The organism is Brevibacterium sp. LS14, from assembly GCF_012027885.1.
GTDB lineage: Bacteria > Actinomycetota > Actinomycetes > Actinomycetales > Brevibacteriaceae > Brevibacterium > Brevibacterium casei.
Window position 1 is genome coordinate 1 of sequence record NZ_SJXG01000053.1, and the last position, 18,819, is coordinate 18,819.

Sequence of the window (18,819 nt, forward strand, 5' to 3'; positions counted from 1 at the left end):
AACACTCCCGGTCGGCGGGGGTCTGATCGGTGGAGTGTGCAGATGGCGCGGGTGGGGTTGTCGTTCAGCGACAGGTCGGAGATCTCGGCGGCCTCGAAAGCGGGCTGGTCGGTGCGGAGGATCGCCCGTCACCTGGGGCGTTGCCCGTCGGTGATCTCGCGGGAGCTTCACCGGAACTCGACGAAGACCCGCGGCTACCAGGCCGTGACCGCAGACGTCAGAGCGCAGCGTCGGCGAGCTCGCCCGCAGCAGCGGAAGGTCGCGGGGGATCCGGTGCTGCAGGCGAGGGTGGACGCCGACCTGGCCGCGTCCTGGACGCCGAACGAGATAGCGGGCCGGTTGCGTCTGGAGGCGACAGACCCGACCGTTGAACGCATGGCGAACTCTCCTGACGCACGCGGCCGAACCGTCTCCGGTGAGGCTATCTACCAGTACATCTACGCAATCCCGAAGGGTGAGCTCGCCCGCAAGGGCATCTTCCTGCAGTCCAAGCGGACCAAGCGCCGACCACGTACGACCGGGCGGACGCGCGGTGGCCCAATCGTAGGTATGGTCCCGATCGCGGAGCGAGGTGAGGACGCCGCCCAGCGTCGGGTGCCGGGGCACTGGGAGGGTGACCTGATCATCGGGAAGAACGGCACCTCGTGCGCGGCGACGCTGGTGGAGCGGATGAGCGGGTTCACCGGGCTGCTGGCCCTGCCCTCGAAACACGCCGAGCCAACCGCTGACGCGGTCATCGAGTTTTTCAACGACCTGCCCGAGATGATGAAGGCATCGTTGGCGTGGGACCAGGGCAGCGAGATGGCCCAGCACGCGAAGGTCTCCCTGGCCACGGCGATGCCGGTCTACTTCGCCGATCCCCACTCGCCCTGGCAGAGGCCCAGCAACGAGAACACGAACCGGCTCTACCGGGAGTATCTGCCCAAGGGCACGGTGATCCCCGATCACCAGCCCTACCTCACCACCATCGCCGAGGAGATCAACAATCGACCCCGCCGCCGACTGGGCTATCTCACGCCCACCGAGGCATTCGCTCGACTGCTCGCCGGCGAGCCCCATGTTGCTTCGACGCCTTGACATCGCCCCCACGCCGCTGCCGCCGCCGAGGTGTCGCACCCGACCAAGCAGGGCCTCGTCCAGGCCGGCTCGGTCTACATCGACACGCTCTTCGTCTGCTCGGCCACGGCCTTCATGATCCTCTCGACCGGCATGTACCGGGTGCTCAGCCCCGAAGGCGAGATCATCGGCTCCGGTCGCGGGCAACTCGTCGAAGCCCTCGAGACCACCCCGGGCGAGGGCTGGCCGCAGTCGGGTCTCGACACGATGCTTCCGGGCATCGGGGCGAGCTTCATCGCGGTCTCGATCTTCCTCTTCGCGCTCACGACGATCGTCGCGTACTACTACATGGCGGAGACGAACCTCGTCTACCTGCTCGGCAAGCTGAAGAACCCGGTCTTCCTCACGATCGGCACCCGCGCTCTGCAGGTGCTCATCCTCATCGCCGTCGCCATCGGCGTGATGAACGACAACCCCAGCGATGCGTGGGCGCTCGGCGACATCGGCGTCGGCGCCATGGCATGGCTGAACATCGTCGGCATCCTCATCCTCCAGCAGCCGGCGTTCAAGTTGCTGCGCGACTTCGAGCGTCAGCAGAAGCTCGGACTCGATCCTGAGTTCGACCCCCAGGCCGTCGGCATCAAGAATGCGACGTTCTGGGAGGAGCGCTGGGCGAAGATGAAGGCCGGCGAGCACGTGCCGCAGGGCTGATGCACACCGTGCCGGGCGGTCGAGGCGACGATCCTCGGCCGCCCGGCACGGGCTGACCTGCCCCACAGAGCCAGCGAGGTCCGGGACAACGGCGTCCCGGACCTCGTGTCGTCTCCGCGGGCGTGGGTGTCACCCTGGTCGCACCACGCGGACGCAGCCGGTCACGCGAGCTCCGGTGGGCGACGTCCGGGCTGTGAGGCGAGTTGAGGACGCGCAGTGTCGATCTGCGAGGCAGGAATTGACACTGCGCGTCCTCGCCTCGACAGCCGCCGAACTCCCGCGGGCACATCGCCGCGACCACCCGCGCGAGAGCGTCCGAACGCCGACGGGCCCCGCACTGCTCATCTGCAGTGCGGGGCCCGTCCGAGTGTCCGATCACACCGGCGCAGCCTGGAGCTCACACGGTGACCACCAGGAGCGGAGTGCTCACTTCACGCTCGTGCCCGCCGAACCGAGGTTCTCGCAGGCCTCGACGACGCGTGCGGCCATGCCCGCCTCGGCGGCCTTGCCGTAGGAGCGCGGGTCGTACTCCTTCTTGTTGCCGACCTCGCCGTCGACCTTGAGCACGCCGTCGTAGTGACGGAACATGTGGTCGGCGACGGGGCGGGTGAACGCGTACTGGGTGTCGGTGTCGACATTCATCTTCACGACGCCGTGGCGGACCGCCTCGGCGATCTCCTCGGCGCTCGATCCCGAACCGCCGTGGAAGACGAGGTCGAAGGGCTTGTCCTTGCCGACCTCCTTGCCGACGGCGGCCTGGATCTCGCCGAGCAGCTCGGGACGGAGCTTGACGTTGCCGGGCTTGTAGACGCCGTGGACGTTGCCGAAGGTCAGCGCCGTGAGGTAGCGGCCCTTCTCCCCGGTGCCGAGCGCACGGACGGTCGCGAGTCCGTCCTCGACGGTCGTGTAGAGCTGCTCGTTGATCTCGTTCTCGACGCCGTCCTCCTCGCCGCCGACGACGCCGACCTCGATCTCGAGGATCGCGTGCGCGGCGGCTGCGAGCTCGAGGAGCTCCTCGGCGAGGACGAGGTTCTCATCGAGCGGCACGGCCGAACCGTCCCACATGTGCGACTGGAAGTAGGGTTCGCCACCGGACTTCACGCGCTCGGTCGAGGCGGCGAGGAGCGGCTTGACCCACGCTTCGACGGCGTCCTTGGGGGCGTGGTCGGTGTGGAGGGCGATGTTGACGTCGTAACTCTTGGCCACCTCGGTGGCGAAGGCGGAGAACGCGATCGCCCCGCGCACCCGGTCCTTGATCGTCGGGCCGGAGATGTACTCGGCGCCACCCGTCGAGAGCTGGACGATGCCGTCCGACCCCGCCTCGGCGAATCCGCGGATCGCGGCGTTGATCGTCTGCGAGGACGTGCAGTTGATCGCCGGGTAGGCGAAGCCCTGGGACTTCGCCCGGTCGATCATCTCGGCATACACGTCAGGGCTGGCAATGGGCATCTGGGCTCCTTGGTCGTAGCGATCGCGGTCAGGTGCCTCCAGCCTACTCGGTCACTCCCGCCGCGGTCACGACACGACCGCCCATCCCGTGCCTGGCCTTCCCCGGCTCTTCCCCGCCGAGGCGGTCGGCCCGACCAGCCGGGCCTTCCCGAGGAGGATCCGATTCGAAATCGGCGTCAGTATCGGACGGGATCCTCCTCGGGAACGGGGTCGCCGGCAGCGAGAGCGGGGTGCCGCCCCCGGGCGACCAGCCGGCACCGTCCGACCACCGACGCCCGCACCGCCGCCCGCAGACGCCGACACCGTCCGGCCACAGACTGACGGCCCCGTGACGAACCACGGGGCCGTCGTTGCTGCCGGAGCCGGCTACCTGTCCTTGCGGGAGTCGGAATCCTTGCGGGGGTTGAGCTTCCAGGCGGCGTCGCGAAGGCCCTTGCCCTCCTTGCCGTCCCGGCGCGCGGCGGCATCGCGGCCCGATCGACCATCGCGGCCTGCCCCGCCGTCGCGTCCTTCCCGAGCGGCCTTGTCGCGCTGGCGTTCGATGAGACCGCGGCTGCGCGTGATCTGGTAGTCGATGCGCTCGTCGACGATGTCGCCGAGGTACTGGTCGAAGTCATCGGCGAGGTGCTCGCCCACGGCCCGGTAAGCGGCGGCGCGCTCGATCGCAGCCGTGCGCTTCGCCTCCTTGCCGAACGCCTTGAGCGTCGAGACGCAGACGAGGATGAGCACGATACTGAACGGCAGCGCCGTGATGAGCGAGCCCGCCTGGAGGGCCGTGAGCCCACCGGCGGTGAGCAGCGCGATCGCGAGCGCGCCCTCGAGCAGAGCCCAAAGCACACGCGACCAGATCGGCGGATTCGGGTGACCACCCGAGGCGAGCATGTCGACGACGAGCGAACCCGAGTCCGAGGACGTGATGAAGAAGATCGCCACGAGGATGATCGCGATGACCGAGAGCACCGAACCGAGCGGCAGTCCGCCGAGGACGTCGAAGAGGACACGCTCGGCGACGACGCCCTCCTCGGGATCGACGAGGTCGCCCGCGCCGAAGAGCTGCCGGTAGATGCCGGCACCGCCCATGACGGAGAACCAGAAGAACCCGACGAGCGAGGGCACGAGGAGGACACCGGCGATGAACTCACGGACCGTGCGGCCACGCGAGATGCGGGCGATGAAGACGCCGACGAACGGTGCCCACGAGATCCACCAGCCCCAGTAGAAGAGGGTCCACGAGGCGTTCCATGCAGCGCCCTCCTCACCGGTGTAGGCGCCGATGTCGAAGGTCATGCCGAGCACATTGGCGAGGTAGACGCCGAGGGACTCGACGAAGTTCTGGAAGAGGAAGAGCGTGGGTCCGAGCACGAGCACGGTGACGAGCAGGAGGCCCGCCAGCGAGAGGTTGATGTTCGAGAGCCACTTGATGCCCGCGCCCACACCCGAGACCACGGAGAACGTGGCGAGCAGGGTGATGATGACGATGAGGATGACGAGGAAGAAGTTGTCGTACTCGCCGACGAGCCCGATGTGGGCGAGTCCCGCGGAGATCTGCTGCACGCCGAGGCCGAGCGAGGTGGCGATGCCGAAGACCGTGCCGAAGATCGCGATGATGTCGATGAGGTCGCCGGCCCAGCCCTTGACGTAGCGGCCGAGCAGGGGTTCGAGCGCCCAGCGGATGGACAGCGGTCGACCGCGACGGTGGATCGCATAGGCGAGCGCCATGCCGAGCACCGCGTAGAGCGCCCACGGGTGCAGTCCCCAGTGGACGAAGGTCTGGGCCATGCCCAGCTGCGCGTTCTCGACCTCGCCGCCGGGCCAGCCGGGCTTGCCTCCGGTGGTGGCGAAGGTGAGCGGTTCGGCGACGCCGTAGAAGACGAGGCCGATGCCCATGCCCGCGGCGAAGAGCATCGCGAACCAGGAGAGGATGCCGAACTCGGGTTCGTCCTCGTCCTTGCCGAGCTTGATCTTGCCGTACTTGGACACGCCGACGACGATCGCGAACGCGACGAAGGCTCCGACGACGAGCATGTAGTACCAGCCGAGGTCGGCGACGATCCACGACTGGATGCCGAGGATGGTCTCACCGGCACCGGTCGGGAAGACGATCGAGAGCACGGCGACGGCGACGATGACGATGAGCGCGGGCCAGAACACGCGCGGCGCGATCATCCCCTTGCCGATCTTCACGCCCTGTCGGCGCAGCTTCTCCGTGATCGCCTCGTCCGAGTCGTCCTCGCCGATGTGGAGCTTGTCGGGCAGGTGGAGTCTGACGGGATCGGGTGCGCCGAAGAGGTAGTGGTTCTGCTCGTCGTCACCCGGCGGAGTGCCCGCCGAATCTGTCGTGTCCGCCTGGGAATCAGTCATGGAGTCCTTCGTATCGGGTGCCTCTGAACGACTTACCACCTTGCCGTAATCCTGGGCAAACATCAACCGAATTCCCATGTGGCGGACATGAACCGACCGCTCGGTTCAGTACAGTGACGACATGCGCGCACACCCGAGATCCCCGTCCAGCTCACGCCGAAGCGTCTTCAGCTGGGCCCTGTGGGATTGGGGTTCGGCGTCGTTCAATGCCGTGATCATCACATTCGTCTTCACCCCCTATCTGACGAAGGCCGTGGCCTCGAGCGAGGAGGCCGGATCGACTGCGCTCGGGTGGTCGATGGCCGCCGCAGGCCTCGTCATCGCCCTCGTCGCCCCCGCCGTCGGCACCCGCGCCGATGCCGGGGGGCGCCACAAACTCTGGCTCGGCGTCCACACCGCGATCGTCGTCGCGACGATGTTCGGCCTCTTCTTCGTCCGCGACTCCCCCGCCTACCTGTGGCTGGGTCTCCTCCTCATCGCCGTGGGCAGCGTCTTCTTCGAGTTCGCCGAGGTGGCCTACAACGGCATCATGGTCCGCATCAGCACCCCGGAGAACGTCGGGAAGGTCTCCGGATTCGGCTGGGGCATGGGGTACGCGGGCGGACTCGTCCTCCTCGTCCTCCTCCTCGTCCTCGTCATCCAACCCGAGGTCGGACTCTTCGGCGCCACCGACGAGGGCGGGCTGCGCTACCGCGTCGTCGCCGCCCTCTCCGCGGCCTGGTTCGCGATCTTCGCGATCCCCGTCCTCATCACAGCACCCGGGGCGAAGGTCACGGGCACCTCGGCGGGGCACCCTGTCCGGGCGTTCATCGCCGACTACGCCTCCCTCGTCCGCCGCCTCGTGCGGATGTGGCGGACCGAGCATCAGACGCTGCGGTTCTTCATCGCCTCCGCGGTCTTCCGCGACGGGCTCGCCGCGATCTTCGCCTTCGCCGGGGTGCTCGCGGCCGGCAGCTACGGCTTCTCCGCCTCCGAGATCATCGTCCTCGGGGTCGCCGCCAACGTCGCTGCCGGGGCCGGTGCGATGATCGCCGGGTTCCTCGACGACCGGTTCGGTCCCAAACCCGTCATCATCGCAGGCCTCATCGTCATCATCGCAGGCGGCGTCCCCATCCTCTTCTCCGCCGAGGCCGGCGTGTTCTGGGTCTGCGCCCTCGTCCTCAGCTTCTGCGTCGGACCGGTGCAGTCCTCGTCGCGGTCGTTCCTCGCCCGCATCACCCCACCCGAGCGCGCGGGTGAGAACTTCGGCCTCTACGCAACGACCGGCCGGGCCGTGAGCTTCCTCGGCCCGGCCATGTTCGCCCTCTCGATCTCGATCCTCGGCTACCAGCGCGCGGGCACGCTCGGCATCATCGTCGTCCTCGTGCTCGGACTCCTCCTCATCATCCCCGCCCAGCCGGACGCCCCGCAGAGGTCGATGGCGGCGATGAGGGAGGACTGACCCCGCCGAGGCGGGCCCCCGTGCCCGTGGTCCGCTGACCGGGCGTCGGAATCGGCTGAACGGCCGGGGACCGGCTGATCAGCCGCGGGCGAGGAGGTCGTCGATCTGGCCGATCGCCTCCGTCGCGCCTTCGACCACGCCCATCTCGAGGACCGTGCGCAGGCCTTCGACGCTGTCGAAGACCGAGGTGCAGACGGCCTTCGTGCCGTCGCCGTCCGGGGTGAACGTGTAGGTGTTCGTGCTGCCGGGCAGGTTCTCGTCGATCGTGAAGGACTCGTCGGCGAACCAGTCCGTGAACTCGAAGCTGTGGGGCGCGTCGACGGCCGTGACCTCCCACAGCCCGTAGTACCTCTCCCCCTCGGGACTCGTCATGAAGTAGGTGACCCGACCACCGGGTTCGAGCGCGTGGTCGACGACGGTGGCGGGATAGGTCGGCGGTCCCCACACCCGCTCGAGCTGACGGGGGTCGGCGTAGACGTCCCAGACCCTCTCGGGCGGGGCGGCGAAGCGGGCGACCATCGTCAGGGTCTTCGTGTCCTCGTCGTGGCTGGTCTCTGTCACGGGCATGGCGTCTCCTCACTCCTGCGACCGTCTCGGTCGCCTCGACACCGACCCGGTCGGGTCGGCCTGTCCGGGGCTCACGCATCCTCGGCGAGGAGGGCGTCGATGCGCTCGACGCGGCCCCGCCATTGGACCTCGAGTTCGCCGAGGAGGTCGCGCACGGTCCGGATCGCACCGACGTCGGCACGGGTCACCTGCGACCTGCCCACGCGTTCCTTGGTCACCAGTCCCGCGCGCTCGAGCACGGCGACGTGCTTCTGGACCGCGGCGAAGCTCATGTCGTAGGACGACGCGAGCTCGGACACCGACAGCCCCTCGACCGCGACCCGGCGCACGATGTCGCGCCTGGTCCGGTCCGCCAGCGCCTGGAAGACCGCATCGGTGCGATCGTCGATGAGGGCGTCGGCGGAGACTGTCATGACCTCATCCTACAACCGAATGGTTGTACGTCAAGGCCCCGGCCGGGAGCGCGGGAGACTCGCCTGAGAAGAATTCACCGCGACCCTGTTGACAGCATCATTGAACATGCGTTTAATATTAAACATGCGTTCAACCAGCCCGCAGAAGGAGCCCGGCCGCTCCCCCAATTCGTCTCCCGAGACCGCGCAGAGGATCCTCGACGCGGCCGTCAGAGAGTTCGCCGCCCACGGGTTCGCGAAGACGACGGTGCGCGCGATCGCCGCGGCCGCCGGCGTCTCCCCCGGACTCGTCATCCACCACTTCGGATCGAAGGAGGGGCTGCGCACCGCGTGCGACGACCACGTCTTCGCGCTCATCACCGAGAAGAAGGCCGAGAACGCCCAGTACGCGGTGATGGCCATGCAGATGATGTTCGACGACCCGGTGATGACGACCGCCGTCGAATACCTCCTCAAATCGCTCCTCGACCCCAGCCCCCACGGTCAGCGCTACTTCGACCACTACGTCGACCTCGTCGAGTCCTATCTCGCCGACGGCTTCGCCGGCTACAGCTTCCGACGCAGCGACGACCCGCACGGCCAGGCGGCCACCCTCGCCGTCATGGCGCTCGCCCCGGCGATGCTCGCACAGCGCCTCGAGTCCAACCTCGGCACCGGGGACATCGCCGAGACGATGACCCGCATCGCCCCGCACCTGCTCGACCTCTACCAGAACGGCGTCCTCGACTCCGTTCCCGACCAGAACCCCGACACTCCGACCAAGGGAGATGACACACCATGACGATGACGACGACGACCGCGCGCGACCGCTCACCGGGCACCTCCTCGGCGGCCATCGAACTCGACCACGTGGTCAAGAGCTACGGACGCGTGCGCGCCCTCGACGGCCTCGACCTCACCGTCGACCGTGGCGAGGTCCACGGATTCCTCGGCCCCAACGGCGCCGGGAAGTCGACGACGATCCGGATCCTCCTCGGGATCCTCCGCCACGACCGCGGACGGGTCCGCCTCCTCGGCGAGGATCCGTGGTCGCAGGCCGTGTCGCTGCACCGGCGCCTCGCCTACGTTCCCGGCGATGTCGAACTCTGGCCGGGTCTGACCGGCGGGGAGGCGATCGACCTCTTCTCGCGGCTGCGCGGCGGGGTCGACGAGCGCCGGCGCGACGAGCTCATCGAGCGCTTCGACCTCGATCCCAGGAAGAAGGGGCGGACGTATTCGAAGGGCAACCGGCAGAAGGTCGCGCTCATCTCCGCGCTCGCCTCGAACGTCGAGCTCCTCCTCCTCGACGAGCCCACGGCGGGTCTCGACCCGCTCATGGAGGCCGTCTTCCAGGAGTGCATCCGGGAGGCGAAGGAGCAGGGACGCACCGTGCTCCTCTCGAGCCACATCCTCGCCCAGGTCGAGGCGCTCGCGGACCGGGTCTCGATCATCCGGGCGGGCAGGATCGTCGAGAGCGGTTCGCTCGCCGATCTCCGGCACCTCTCGCGCACGACGGTGACCGTGCAGGTCGTCAAGGACATCCCCGAGCTGACGAGGATGTCCGGCGTCCACGACCTCGTCCGCGAGGGACGCCAGCTGCACTTCAGCGCCGACACCGCGCAGCTGCCCGGCATCATGCGGGCACTCGGCGAACACGACATCGAGTCGCTCACGGCCACCCCGCCGACGCTCGAGCAGCTGCTGCTGCGCCACTACGGAACGGAGGAGTCATGACCACCACTCGTCTGCTCGCCGCCGACGACCCTCGTGCGGACAAGCGCACGCCCGCGCACCGCGACCATCCGGCCCACCGGGCCGAATCGGGGTCGAACCTCTCGGGCCTGGGCACGATGCTGCGCTTCATGCTCCGTCGTGACCGCCTCCGGCTTCCCCTGTGGGTGCTCGGTCTCACCGTGATGACCGCGTACTTCGCCAACGCCATCGCCGTCGTCCTCGAGGGCTCCTCCCTCGAGTCGATGATGGTCTTCGCGCAGAACCCCGTCATGGGCATCATCACCGGCCCCGGCTACGGCTTCGACGACATCACGGTGCCGCGGTTCGTCGTCGGCATGTACGGCGTCTTCCTCATGCTCGGCGCGGCCCTCATGGGGATCCTCACGATCTCCCGCCACACCCGCAGCGAAGAGCAGACGGGGCGTGCCGAGCTCATCCGCGCCAACGTCACCGGCCGGCACACGCAGCTCATCGCCGCCCTCGTCCTCGCGGTGCTCATGAGCGCTCTGACGAGCCTCGGCATGGCCGCGGCGTTCTACTTCTCGCAGGCCGAGCCGCGCCCGTTCTCCTCGGCGCTGCTCTTCGGCGTCAGCGTCGGCTCCGTCGGCGTCGTCTTCGCCGGGGTCGCGGCCGTGACCGCGCAGCTCTCCGCGTTCGCCCGGGCCTGTTCGGGTATCGCCGGGGCCGTCCTCGCCGCGTTCTTCATCGTCCGCGGCCTCGGCGACATGTCCGCCGTCCAGGACGGGGACCTCGACTGGCTGTCGTGGCTGTCCCCGCTCGGCTGGGCGCAGCAGACCGCGCCATTCACCCTCGACCGGTGGTGGCCGCTGTGGCTGAGCGCAGGATTCTTCGTCCTCCTCGTCGCCCTCGCGCTCACCCTCCAGTCGCGGCGCGACCTCGCCGCGGGCATCCTTCCCGATCGCCTCGGGCGGCCGGAGGCCTCGAAGGCGCTGAGCTCGCCGTTCGCCCTCGCCCTGCGCCTGCAGCGCTCGAGCCTCATCTGGTGGTCGGTCGGCATCCTCGCCATGGGCGTCGTCTTCGGCTCGTTCACCTCGCCGATGGCCGAGGGCGCCGAGGGCATGCCGCCGGAGATCCTCGCGATCATGGGCGGGGCCGACGGCATCGTCGACGGCTACCTCGGGTACATGGCGCTCTACTTCACGATCATCGTCGCCGTCTTCGCGATCCTCTCCGCCTCCGGGCTGCGGAGCGAGGAGCAGGCCTATCGCACCGAGCCCGTGCTCGCGACCGGCGTCAGCCGTCCCGGTTGGATGCTCGCGTGGGCGGCGGTGACCTTCCTCGGCTCGCTGCTGCTCATGGGCCTCGCCGGCCTCGGTGAGGGTGTCGGGGCCGCGGCCTCGACCGGCGACTGGGACCTCCTCTGGCCGTCGTTCGTCGGCCACGTCGCACAGACCCCGGCCGTGTGGGTGCTGCTCGGGATCGTCTACGCCCTCTACGGTCTCGCGCCGCGGCTGCAGGGCCTCGTGTGGGTCGTCTTCGCCCTCGGTGCCGTGCTCGCGCTCTTCGGCGGGATGCTCGACCTCGACGAGGCGATCCTCGACCTCTCGCTGTTCGTCCACATCGGCCAGTACCCCTCGGTCGATCTCGAACCGCTCGCGATGGCCTGGCTCACCGGGGCCGCCGTCATCCTCACAGTGATCGGGGCGGCGGGCTTCCGCCGCCGCAACCTCATCACGGCGTAGGACTGCGCCGAGCAGAGGCCACGTCAGCGCACGACCTGCCGCGGCACGGGAGTCACTCCCGCGCCGCGGCCGTCTCCGTTCCTGCGGGGTGACCTCGGCTCCCGCCGGGCGGACCGCAGCCGCTGCGAACAGGCGGACTGCCGCGGCTCAGCTCGGGGTGACGAATCCCAGCGAGCTCGCGCGAGCGACGACCTCGGCGCGACTCGAGACCCCGAACTTGCGGTAGAGAGCCGAGAGCCGATTCTTCACCGTTCCGGGCACCTGATGGAGCTCGGTCGAGATCTCCGCGATCGTCAGCCCGGACGCGAGCAGGGTGAGCAGCCGCGTCTCCGGGTCGCTCAGCTGCGGCATCGACGTCTCGCTCACGGTGATCGTCCCGACCTCCCGCAGCCGTGCGAAGAGGGCGTCGCGGGTCGCGAAGTCGCCGGAGAACGTCTCGAGCGCCCCGTCCCACGCAGGGTCGTCGGCGCTGAGGTCGAGGAGCCGGATCCGGTCGTGCCACGGGAGCAGGGCCAGGGGCAGCAGGGAGCTCACCCAGGCCGAGAGCCCGATCGCCGTGCGCAGCTCGGCCACCGCCTCGGCGTCGCGTCCCAGTCGGCTCAGGGCAGCCGCCTTGAGCGCAGCGAGGTCGGCACGGCCCGACGGCGTGAGCATCCGATGGTAGAACCACGTGTCGGCGAGCGCGATCGCGCTCTCGACGCGGCCGGCGACGAGTTCGACCCGCACGCTCTGGACGACGCGGATCGCGGAGTCGGCCGACATCTGGTCGAGTTCGACCTCCGCCCATCGCAACTGGCCGAGGGCGATGAAGATGAGGCTGCGGCTCGCGCAGAGCAGGTCCTTCTCCGTCTCCGAGGGGATCGGGAACTCACCGTGGGTCTCGACCTCGTCGTTGGCGAAGAGCAGCGCCGACTCCGTCGTCGCCGAGAGCACGGCGAGGATCCGCCCGAACACGGGGACGATGGCCTGCAGCCCCCAGCCCTGCGGGGCGGCGGCGAGGTCGTCGATGCTCCTCCGCGCCCCCTCGAGGTCGAGGCGGTCGAGGGCGCGCACCGCCGCGGCCGCGCTCCACGCCGGATGGACCATGTCGTCGACGAGTGTCGGAGGCTGTCCCGCGAGGCGGGCGAGAAGACGGTCGGCGCGTTCGTGGTCGGCGCCCGTGGCCGCGGCGAGCGCCGACCATGCGAGGGCCGCGGGGAGGAGGAAGTCCCCGTCGACGTGGCGGACGCTCGCCTGGCCCTCGACGTCGTGGAGGATCGACAGCGCCTTCGAGAGCCGACTGTCGTGGACGGCGCTGATCGCCGTGAGCAGGCGGATGGTCAGCTGGGCACGCCTGGCGCCCGGGCGCACCCTGGTGGAGAGCCCGAGCTCGACGGCCTCGGCATGCCGCCCGGCCGCCGCGAGCTCGGCTATGGCCCGGATCGTCTCGAGCGGCCCCGCCGCTTCACTCTCTGGCGCCGCGTGGCCGTCCGCCCGTGCCTCCCTGCTCTCCGCCTCACCGTCGGGGCGCACACCTCCCGCCGTCCCGGAGGAGACGAAGAGCTCCCGCATCCGCCCCTGCCGAGTCTCTGCGGCGACGGCCTCGCGCAGCTCCTCCTCCCTGATCGTCCCTTCGCCGACTCCCCCGCCGAGGCGGCCGAGGACGTCCTCGGCCAGCCGTGAGAGGAGTCCGAGCTCGGGTTCCGCACGCAGCGCCTCGGCGGGCAGTCCGGCGAAGGCCATGCACGCCGAGGCGGGGGTGAGGAGGAACATCGGCAGACCGATCGACTCCGAGAGGCGGACGAGGTCGTGCCAGAGTCCGGCCCGGCGGGCGAGGGTGAGGACGTCGGAGAGGATGGCCGGTTCGACCGCCTCGGCGCCTTCGAGATGGTCGTTGAGCACGGCGACGAGCCGGCTGATGAGGCCTTCCTCCGCCGTGGGAGCGACGTCGCGGCGGTAGGCGGCGGCGAGCAGCGACGGCACGCGGAGGTACCGTCTGCCGCCTGACTCCCCGTCGGCGACGATGACCCCGGCCATGCGCAGGCGCATGAGCACCCCCTCGGCGTCCCAGAGCTCCGTCTCGACGCCGGCGGGGACGGAGGTGAGCGCGAGCAGCGCGGTCTGCTCCGTGAACGAGCTCAGGTGCGCGAGCACTCTCGCAACCCAGACATCGGCCGTGCTCAGCTCGAGCGCCGGGGCGGGAGCGAGCGAGGCGACGTAGTCGGCGAAGCTGCGGGAGCTGAGGTCGACGGCGAAGTCCGCACCGGCAGCCGCTTCGACGGCGGTGCGCCCGAGGACGAGGTCGCCGCCGCTGGCGGAGAGGAGCTCGGCGGCGAACTCCTGGTCGGCGACGCCGAGGGCGTCGGCGAAGTCCGCAGTCGTCCGGTCGGACCCTTCGTCCTGACCGGAGTCGGCAATCGAGACCATCTTCTCCAGACCTCCACCTCGGCGGGGCGAACCAGTGTCGCGCACATCGACGTACATCACGGTCCCTCTCTCCGATCCACAGCACGGACGAGGGCATGCGTCCCCGTCGCGGCTCCGGACCGATCGCTTACCGACCCGGAGCAGTGGAATCATTCTCGGGCAGGCACACGTGCGCGGACGGCGCTTCCGCGACAGCCTGCGGGAAGCCGTCAGGGTTGTGCGGGTCGGCGAAAGGCGGGTGCCCGGGCGTAGAAGCGGCCTCTCAGCCGGCCGTACGCTGAAGACCATGCACACCGTTCGCACGATCCGCCCTGACGAGTTCCGCGGATTCCTCGATCGCACCGACGGCGCCAGCTACCAGCAGACCTCGGAATGGAGCCGGGTCCGCAGCGCCGACTGGGACCACGAACTCGTCGGCTGGTTCGACTCCGGGAACCAGCCGGTCGCCGCCGCCGTCATCCGGTACCGTCGCCTGCCCGGGGTCGATCTGCGCTTCGCCTACATCCCGCAGGGACCGCTCATCGACTGGTCTGCACCGGAGGCTCTCGACCTCCTCACCGCTCTCGAGGCCCATCTGCGCACCCGGCGCGTCTTCGGCCTGCGCATCTCCCCCGCCCTGACCCTGCGGCGGTGGGACGCCGAGACCGTGCGGGCCGGCGCCGCCGACCCGGGGATCACCCGGTTCTCCCAGCTGCCGCCCGACGACGTCTCCCGGAGCGCGCTCGATCTCGCGGCCGCGCTGCGGGAGGCCGGATGGCGTGAGGTCATCGACGACGCCGAGGCGGACGCCAGCCAGCCGCACCTGAACTTCCACCTCCGCCTCGACGGGCTCACCGAGGAGGCCGTGCAGGCAAGGATGACGAAGGCCTGGCGGAAGAACATCCGCCGGTCGGCGCGGGAGGGGGTCGAGGTGACCCCGGGAGGGCGCGACGACCTCGGCGACGTCCACCGTCTCTTCGTCGAAACGGCCGAGCGGAACGGGTTCGCCCCGCAGCCGCGCAGCCACATCGATGCGATCTGGGAGGCGATGAGCCGGGACTTCCCCGGCGGCTTCGCCCTCGACATCGCCCGCCACGAGGGCACCGCGATCGCCGCGAACGCCACGGCGCGCATCGGGCGGCGGGTGCAGGGCGTGCTCGCGGCGACGAGCGCGGCGAAGCCGGAGACGCGTGCGTCGAACGCCGCCTACTGGACGATCATCCGCCGCGCCATCGCCGACGGGGCTGAGATCCTCGACCTCGGCGGGGTCGAGGACACCCTTGACGAGGACGATCACGCCACCGGTCTCATCCGCTTCAAAGCCGGGATGGGCGCCGACGCCCACGAATGCCTCGGTGTCTGGGACCGTCCGCTGCAGCCGCTCGTCTACGCCGCCTTCGCCCGGCTGCTGCCTCTGCGCGCCCGCCTCCAGGCGCGCCCATGGACGTGGTCGATTCCGACTCCGATCCGCACAGGTGCCGCCGCGGGCGGTCGGAGGTCGGCCGGATGACAGCCGATCCGACGAGCGTATCCGCAGGCAGGGTGCGGGTTTCCGCAACCGGGTCATCGCCGTGCCCGGCGACGAGCGACTTCGGAGGGGAGGGACATGGCCGGTAGGCGCGGATCCATGCTCCTCGTGACCGTGGGCAACATCATGGTCGCCACGGCGCAGTGGTACCTCATCTGGCTCTTCGCCAGGCACGCGGGCCCCCAGGCCGTCGGCGTGTACTCGTCGCTCGTCGCCTTCATGACTCCTCTGTTCGTCATCGCCCAACTGGGTCTGCGGAATCTCTACATCACCCTGCAGACGAGCGTGCGATGGCCGGTCTACCTCGCAGTGCGCACCGCGGGGATGGTCATCGCGAGCGGTCTCGCCGCAGTCGTCCTCTTCGCAGTCGTACCCGAGACCGCGTGGGTGATCGGCACGGCGGTTCTCGTCATCAAGATCGCGAACTCGATCGCCGACCTGTATTTCGCTCGACTCCAGCGCGCCGAACGCCTCCGGACCTTCGGTGTCCTCCTCATCGTCGATGCTCTCGCCACCGCCGCCGTGACGACGGTGATCATGGCTCTGGGGAGTTCGGTCGAAGTCGCCGTCGCCGCGGCGGCTGTAGTCGCCCTTGCCGGTGCGGCGGCGACGGTCCTGCTCGGGCGCCGGCTGACCGCTGCCGTCGACGACACCGGAGGGACGCCGTTGAGCGACGAGTTCCGCTGCATGCTCCGACACGGATCGCCGCTGGCGCTGTCCCAGGGAATCCAATCGATCCTCACGTATCTGCCGATCGCCATCGTCGGCTGGCTCGGCACCACCGCGGACATCGGCGTCTACTCGAGCGCGGCGTACCTCGTCACCTTCGCCAACCTCCTCGGCGCCTCGGTGCAGATCACCCTCCTCGCGGACTTCCGCCGTCGGTTCGAGGCATCGGGCCCTGCCCTGCTCCGTCAGTCGATCCGCCGGAACAGCGTCGTGTCGATGGCCGTCCTCGCACCCCTGGTCGGCCTCGCCGTCGTCATCGGGCCGCAGCTCCTCGCCCTCGTCTACGGGCCCACCTTCGACATCAGCCGCCTCTCGGTGCTCTTCCTCTCACTCGCCGCAGTGATCGTACTGCCGACCTATCTCCTCTCCTCGCTCCACCTCGTGCTCAACCGGTACTGGGTGATGACGATCGTCGGGGCGGGGTCGATCGTCGTCGTCGCGGCGGCTGGTGCCGCCGGAGGGGCCCTCGGGCTCGGTCCCGTCGAAGCCGGAAGCCTGGCAGTACTCGTCGGTGCGACCGCCAGGTACGTCGGCGCCGACGCCCTCTCGCGCCCCGAGCCGTTCGCTCAGGCACCGACGCTCAGACAGAGAGCGGGGATGTCATGACACGCGTCGATGCGCCGGCCAGGGTTCAGCTCCTCGGCTACTTCGGGTGGGGGAACTTCGGCGATGACCTCTTCCGGGAGACCTGCGTGGATCGGGCCTCACTGATGTGGCCCGACAGCAGAGTGCGAGTGTTCGAGGGCCGGCGGGCGAACCTGTCGGAGCCCTCGCCGGCCTCCCGCGTCCGCCGACTGCGCACCGCCGTGCACGGGGCTGTGTGGTCCGATGCCTTCGCCTACTGCGGAGGATCCGTCTTCTCCGACCTCTCGGGCACCGCAGCACTGCGCTCCCGCTTCTTCCCCCGCCATTCCTTCGAGGCGCTGGGGGTGTCGGTCGGTCCGTTCTCCTCGCCCGTCGACGGCCGAGACGTGGTTCGCGCCCTGCGCGGATTCGACAGGGTCGTCGTTCGCGACGAGGAATCGCTGCAGCGACTCGACGGCCGCGCGGAGTTCGGCGGCGACCTCGCAGCCCTCAACCGCCGGTTCGCTCCCGGACGGGGACGGACCGGTCGAACCCAGGAGGGGCGCATCACGATCTGTCCCTCCAGAGCCGCGAACGTGCCGGCTGCCGACCTCGCTGAGGACGTGGCCACAGCGCTCGGCGCGCACGACGGCGAGATCACCGTGCTCGCGCTCAACTCCCACCCCCGCCTCGGCGATCTCGACGCCGCGAATGCCGTCGCCGCGCGCCTGCGCGCCAAGGGAGCGCAGGTCCGCGTCCTCGACTACGGCGACATCGGGATCGAAGGGGTCATCGCCGTGCTCAGGTCATCCGCCCTGGTCTGGACTCAGCGCCTGCACGGAGCGATCGCCGCGTACCTCCTCGGAGTCCCCTTCGCGATCGTCGACCACCACGAGAAGTGCGGTGCGTTCGCCCGCGACATCGGGCTCAGCGACGGCTTCCTCGTCTCGGGCTTCGCCGAGCTCTCGCCGACCCTCGCCGTCGCCGACCACGGTCCCGAACAAGGCCGCGCAGCGGTGTGGAGTCGGACGCCGGCCGAGTACCGCGAGCGCGCGCTGCGCACCTACACACGCGCCGACGGGTGAGAGGTCGCGGAGGCGATCAGCGGTTGAGCAGGGTCCCGAACGATCCGAAGTAGAGTGCCCAGGCTCCGAAGGCGACGAGGAGTGCGAGGCTGAGCACCGTGTGGAACCGCCCCGTGTACCTGAGGACGGGCACCGATACGAGGACGGGGATGAGCGACCACGAGAACGCCGCCAGCCGGTCGCTGAAGTAGACGAAACCCAGCGCGAGGAAGTAGCAGTTGAGGAGGATGAAGGCGTTGAGCAGCTTCGGATACCACTCCGGAAGATGGGCCAGGCGCCTCTTCACGGCGGCGTAGGCAACGAACAGCGGCCCTGCGCTCAGGAGCCAGAAGATGGGCCGGTTCGTGCCGCCGGAATACGACCGCGCGAGCTCGGAGTCGGAGTAGACCTCGATCTGTTCGATGCCCGAGCCCAGAGGACCGGCCAGGCGGGCGTTGAGGCCCGTGAAGTAGGCGATGCTGAAGATCACCCACGCCCCGAGGAGGATGTCCGTGCGCAGGCGCACCAGCCTGACCACGAGGATGACGATCGCAGGCGCGATGGCCGACCAGTGGAAGAGGAGACCGAGTCCGAGGACGACGAGGATCCAGACGACCCTGGCATTGCGGAGGACGAGCGCCAGACCGAGGAAGAGGAACGAGATCGACAGGCCCTGACGGACGAGGAAGCTCGAATAGTCGAGGAAGAATCCGAAGCACACGGTCACGTAGAGGACGACGGCCGTCTGCCACCCGGACCCGAGGATCATCCACAGGGCGATCGTGAGCATGATCGCACAGAAGGCGGCGACGATGAGGAAGTACACGTCCGCGTCATGGGTGAAGGAGCCGATGAGCCAGTTCACGAGCAGAAACGCTGGCTCCCTCCCGTCGGTCACCGTGGTGTCGAAGACCTCTCCGGGTTCGGCGAAGCTCATCGTCTCGAACTCGGCGGCATAGCGGGTCTTGTCGACGACGTCGTAGTTCGCCGGGGCCGCAGCGAGAACGATGATCGTCGCCAGCGAGGCCACCGGAAACACGGCATTGCTCCAATGCCGGAACTTCGAGCCCTCCCCGACGAGACAGAAGCCGACGATCCACAGGGTCACGAGCCCGAACCACGAGACGAGGAACAT

The 18,819-nt window shown here is 69.3% G+C and carries 14 protein-coding genes and 1 pseudogene; 9 read left to right on the plus strand and 6 right to left on the minus strand.

The annotated features are described in order from the left end of the window. Both EZE58_RS11810 and EZE58_RS11815 read left to right on the plus strand, forming a co-directional pair. The coding region (locus EZE58_RS11810; RefSeq protein ID WP_240941127.1) for an IS30 family transposase at positions 1-1,077 on the plus strand (1,077 nt) is incomplete at its 5' end. 18 nt (positions 1,078-1,095) lie between these two features. Then, positions 1,096-1,767: pseudogene (locus EZE58_RS11815) on the plus strand (alanine:cation symporter family protein); the annotation flags it as partial. Between the two features lie 426 nt (positions 1,768-2,193). On the opposite strand, the gene fbaA reads toward EZE58_RS11815, so the two are convergent. Together fbaA and EZE58_RS11825 are read right to left on the minus strand one after the other, a co-directional pair. After that, complete coding sequence (gene fbaA / locus EZE58_RS11820) at positions 2,194-3,216, minus strand: class II fructose-bisphosphate aldolase (protein ID WP_009378811.1); 1,023 nt, start codon at positions 3,214-3,216, stop codon at positions 2,194-2,196. Between the two features lie 366 nt (positions 3,217-3,582). Continuing rightward, on the minus strand, positions 3,583-5,577 hold the full coding sequence (locus EZE58_RS11825; protein WP_167560620.1) for a BCCT family transporter: 1,995 nt from the start codon (positions 5,575-5,577) through the stop codon (positions 3,583-3,585). Between the two features lie 121 nt (positions 5,578-5,698). Between EZE58_RS11825 and EZE58_RS11830 the strand changes: the two genes are divergently transcribed. Next, complete coding sequence (locus EZE58_RS11830; RefSeq protein WP_040341884.1) at positions 5,699-7,018, plus strand: MFS transporter; 1,320 nt, start codon at positions 5,699-5,701, stop codon at positions 7,016-7,018. A 78-nt stretch (positions 7,019-7,096) separates the two neighbouring features. Here the strand turns inward: EZE58_RS11830 and EZE58_RS11835 are convergent, their stop codons facing one another. Beyond that, the gene (locus EZE58_RS11835; protein WP_063249638.1) at positions 7,097-7,585 is read right to left on the minus strand and encodes an SRPBCC domain-containing protein; all 489 of its coding nucleotides are present in this window, start codon (positions 7,583-7,585) and stop codon (positions 7,097-7,099) included. Positions 7,586-7,656: 71 nt separating this feature from the next. After that, positions 7,657-7,998, minus strand: a complete 342-nt coding sequence (locus tag EZE58_RS11840) for a metalloregulator ArsR/SmtB family transcription factor (RefSeq protein ID WP_063249636.1) — start codon at positions 7,996-7,998, stop codon at positions 7,657-7,659. A 124-nt stretch (positions 7,999-8,122) separates the two neighbouring features. On the opposite strand from EZE58_RS11840, the gene EZE58_RS11845 reads away from it, so the two are divergent. The 3 genes from EZE58_RS11845 to EZE58_RS11855 are packed head-to-tail and all read left to right on the plus strand — an operon-like array spanning position 8,123 to position 11,414. Further along, the gene (locus tag EZE58_RS11845; RefSeq protein WP_063249634.1) at positions 8,123-8,779 is read left to right on the plus strand and encodes a TetR/AcrR family transcriptional regulator; all 657 of its coding nucleotides are present in this window, start codon (positions 8,123-8,125) and stop codon (positions 8,777-8,779) included. Beyond that, the gene (locus tag EZE58_RS11850) at positions 8,776-9,711 is read left to right on the plus strand and encodes an ABC transporter ATP-binding protein (RefSeq protein ID WP_063249632.1); all 936 of its coding nucleotides are present in this window, start codon (positions 8,776-8,778) and stop codon (positions 9,709-9,711) included. The genes EZE58_RS11845 and EZE58_RS11850 overlap by 4 nt, the downstream gene beginning before the upstream one ends. Continuing rightward, positions 9,708-11,414 (plus strand): ABC transporter permease, encoded by a 1,707-nt coding sequence (locus tag EZE58_RS11855; RefSeq protein WP_082834895.1) that lies wholly within the window; start codon positions 9,708-9,710, stop codon positions 11,412-11,414. Before EZE58_RS11850 ends, EZE58_RS11855 begins: the two co-directional genes overlap by 4 nt. A 147-nt stretch (positions 11,415-11,561) precedes the next feature. Here EZE58_RS11855 and EZE58_RS11860 read toward each other — a convergent pair whose 3' ends face one another. Next, a complete protein-coding gene (locus EZE58_RS11860) occupies positions 11,562-13,877 on the minus strand; it encodes a helix-turn-helix transcriptional regulator (protein WP_240941292.1) in 2,316 nt (771 codons plus the stop codon). Between the two features lie 229 nt (positions 13,878-14,106). Between EZE58_RS11860 and EZE58_RS11865 the strand changes: the two genes are divergently transcribed. The 3 genes from EZE58_RS11865 to EZE58_RS11875 all read left to right on the plus strand — a co-directional run bounded on the left by EZE58_RS11865 (position 14,107) and on the right by EZE58_RS11875 (position 17,705). Then, positions 14,107-15,309 (plus strand): peptidoglycan bridge formation glycyltransferase FemA/FemB family protein, encoded by a 1,203-nt coding sequence (locus EZE58_RS11865; RefSeq protein ID WP_063249628.1) that lies wholly within the window; start codon positions 14,107-14,109, stop codon positions 15,307-15,309. Between the two features lie 117 nt (positions 15,310-15,426). Beyond that, complete coding sequence (locus EZE58_RS11870; protein ID WP_063249626.1) at positions 15,427-16,662, plus strand: hypothetical protein; 1,236 nt, start codon at positions 15,427-15,429, stop codon at positions 16,660-16,662. Beyond that, positions 16,659-17,705, plus strand: coding sequence for a polysaccharide pyruvyl transferase family protein (locus tag EZE58_RS11875; RefSeq protein ID WP_063249624.1), 1,047 nt, complete (start codon positions 16,659-16,661; stop codon positions 17,703-17,705). Before EZE58_RS11870 ends, EZE58_RS11875 begins: the two co-directional genes overlap by 4 nt. Before the next feature lie 16 nt (positions 17,706-17,721). Here EZE58_RS11875 and EZE58_RS11880 read toward each other — a convergent pair whose 3' ends face one another. Further along, positions 17,722-18,819 carry an EpsG family protein gene (locus EZE58_RS11880; protein ID WP_063249622.1) on the minus strand — a complete coding sequence of 366 codons (1,098 nt, stop codon included), beginning with the start codon at positions 18,817-18,819 and terminating at the stop codon, positions 17,722-17,724.

What these genes read in the sequence shown, in the direction of transcription:
- EZE58_RS11880 (WP_063249622.1), bottom strand. Translation starts at nt 18,819, where the DNA reads ATGTTCCTCGTCTCGTGGTTCGGGCTCGTGACCCTGTGGATCGTCGGC.
- EZE58_RS11865 (WP_063249628.1), top strand. Translation starts at nt 14,107, where the DNA reads ATGCACACCGTTCGCACGATCCGCCCTGACGAGTTCCGCGGATTCCTC.
- EZE58_RS11855 (WP_082834895.1), top strand. Translation starts at nt 9,708, where the DNA reads ATGACCACCACTCGTCTGCTCGCCGCCGACGACCCTCGTGCGGACAAG.
- EZE58_RS11840 (WP_063249636.1), bottom strand. Translation starts at nt 7,998, where the DNA reads ATGACAGTCTCCGCCGACGCCCTCATCGACGATCGCACCGATGCGGTC.
- EZE58_RS11830 (WP_040341884.1), top strand. Translation starts at nt 5,699, where the DNA reads ATGCGCGCACACCCGAGATCCCCGTCCAGCTCACGCCGAAGCGTCTTC.
- EZE58_RS11835 (WP_063249638.1), bottom strand. Translation starts at nt 7,585, where the DNA reads ATGCCCGTGACAGAGACCAGCCACGACGAGGACACGAAGACCCTGACG.
- EZE58_RS11875 (WP_063249624.1), top strand. Translation starts at nt 16,659, where the DNA reads ATGACACGCGTCGATGCGCCGGCCAGGGTTCAGCTCCTCGGCTACTTC.
- fbaA (WP_009378811.1), bottom strand. Translation starts at nt 3,216, where the DNA reads ATGCCCATTGCCAGCCCTGACGTGTATGCCGAGATGATCGACCGGGCG.
- EZE58_RS11825 (WP_167560620.1), bottom strand. Translation starts at nt 5,577, where the DNA reads ATGACTGATTCCCAGGCGGACACGACAGATTCGGCGGGCACTCCGCCG.
- EZE58_RS11870 (WP_063249626.1), top strand. Translation starts at nt 15,427, where the DNA reads ATGCTCCTCGTGACCGTGGGCAACATCATGGTCGCCACGGCGCAGTGG.
- EZE58_RS11845 (WP_063249634.1), top strand. Translation starts at nt 8,123, where the DNA reads ATGCGTTCAACCAGCCCGCAGAAGGAGCCCGGCCGCTCCCCCAATTCG.
- EZE58_RS11850 (WP_063249632.1), top strand. Translation starts at nt 8,776, where the DNA reads ATGACGATGACGACGACGACCGCGCGCGACCGCTCACCGGGCACCTCC.
- EZE58_RS11860 (WP_240941292.1), bottom strand. Translation starts at nt 13,877, where the DNA reads ATGTACGTCGATGTGCGCGACACTGGTTCGCCCCGCCGAGGTGGAGGT.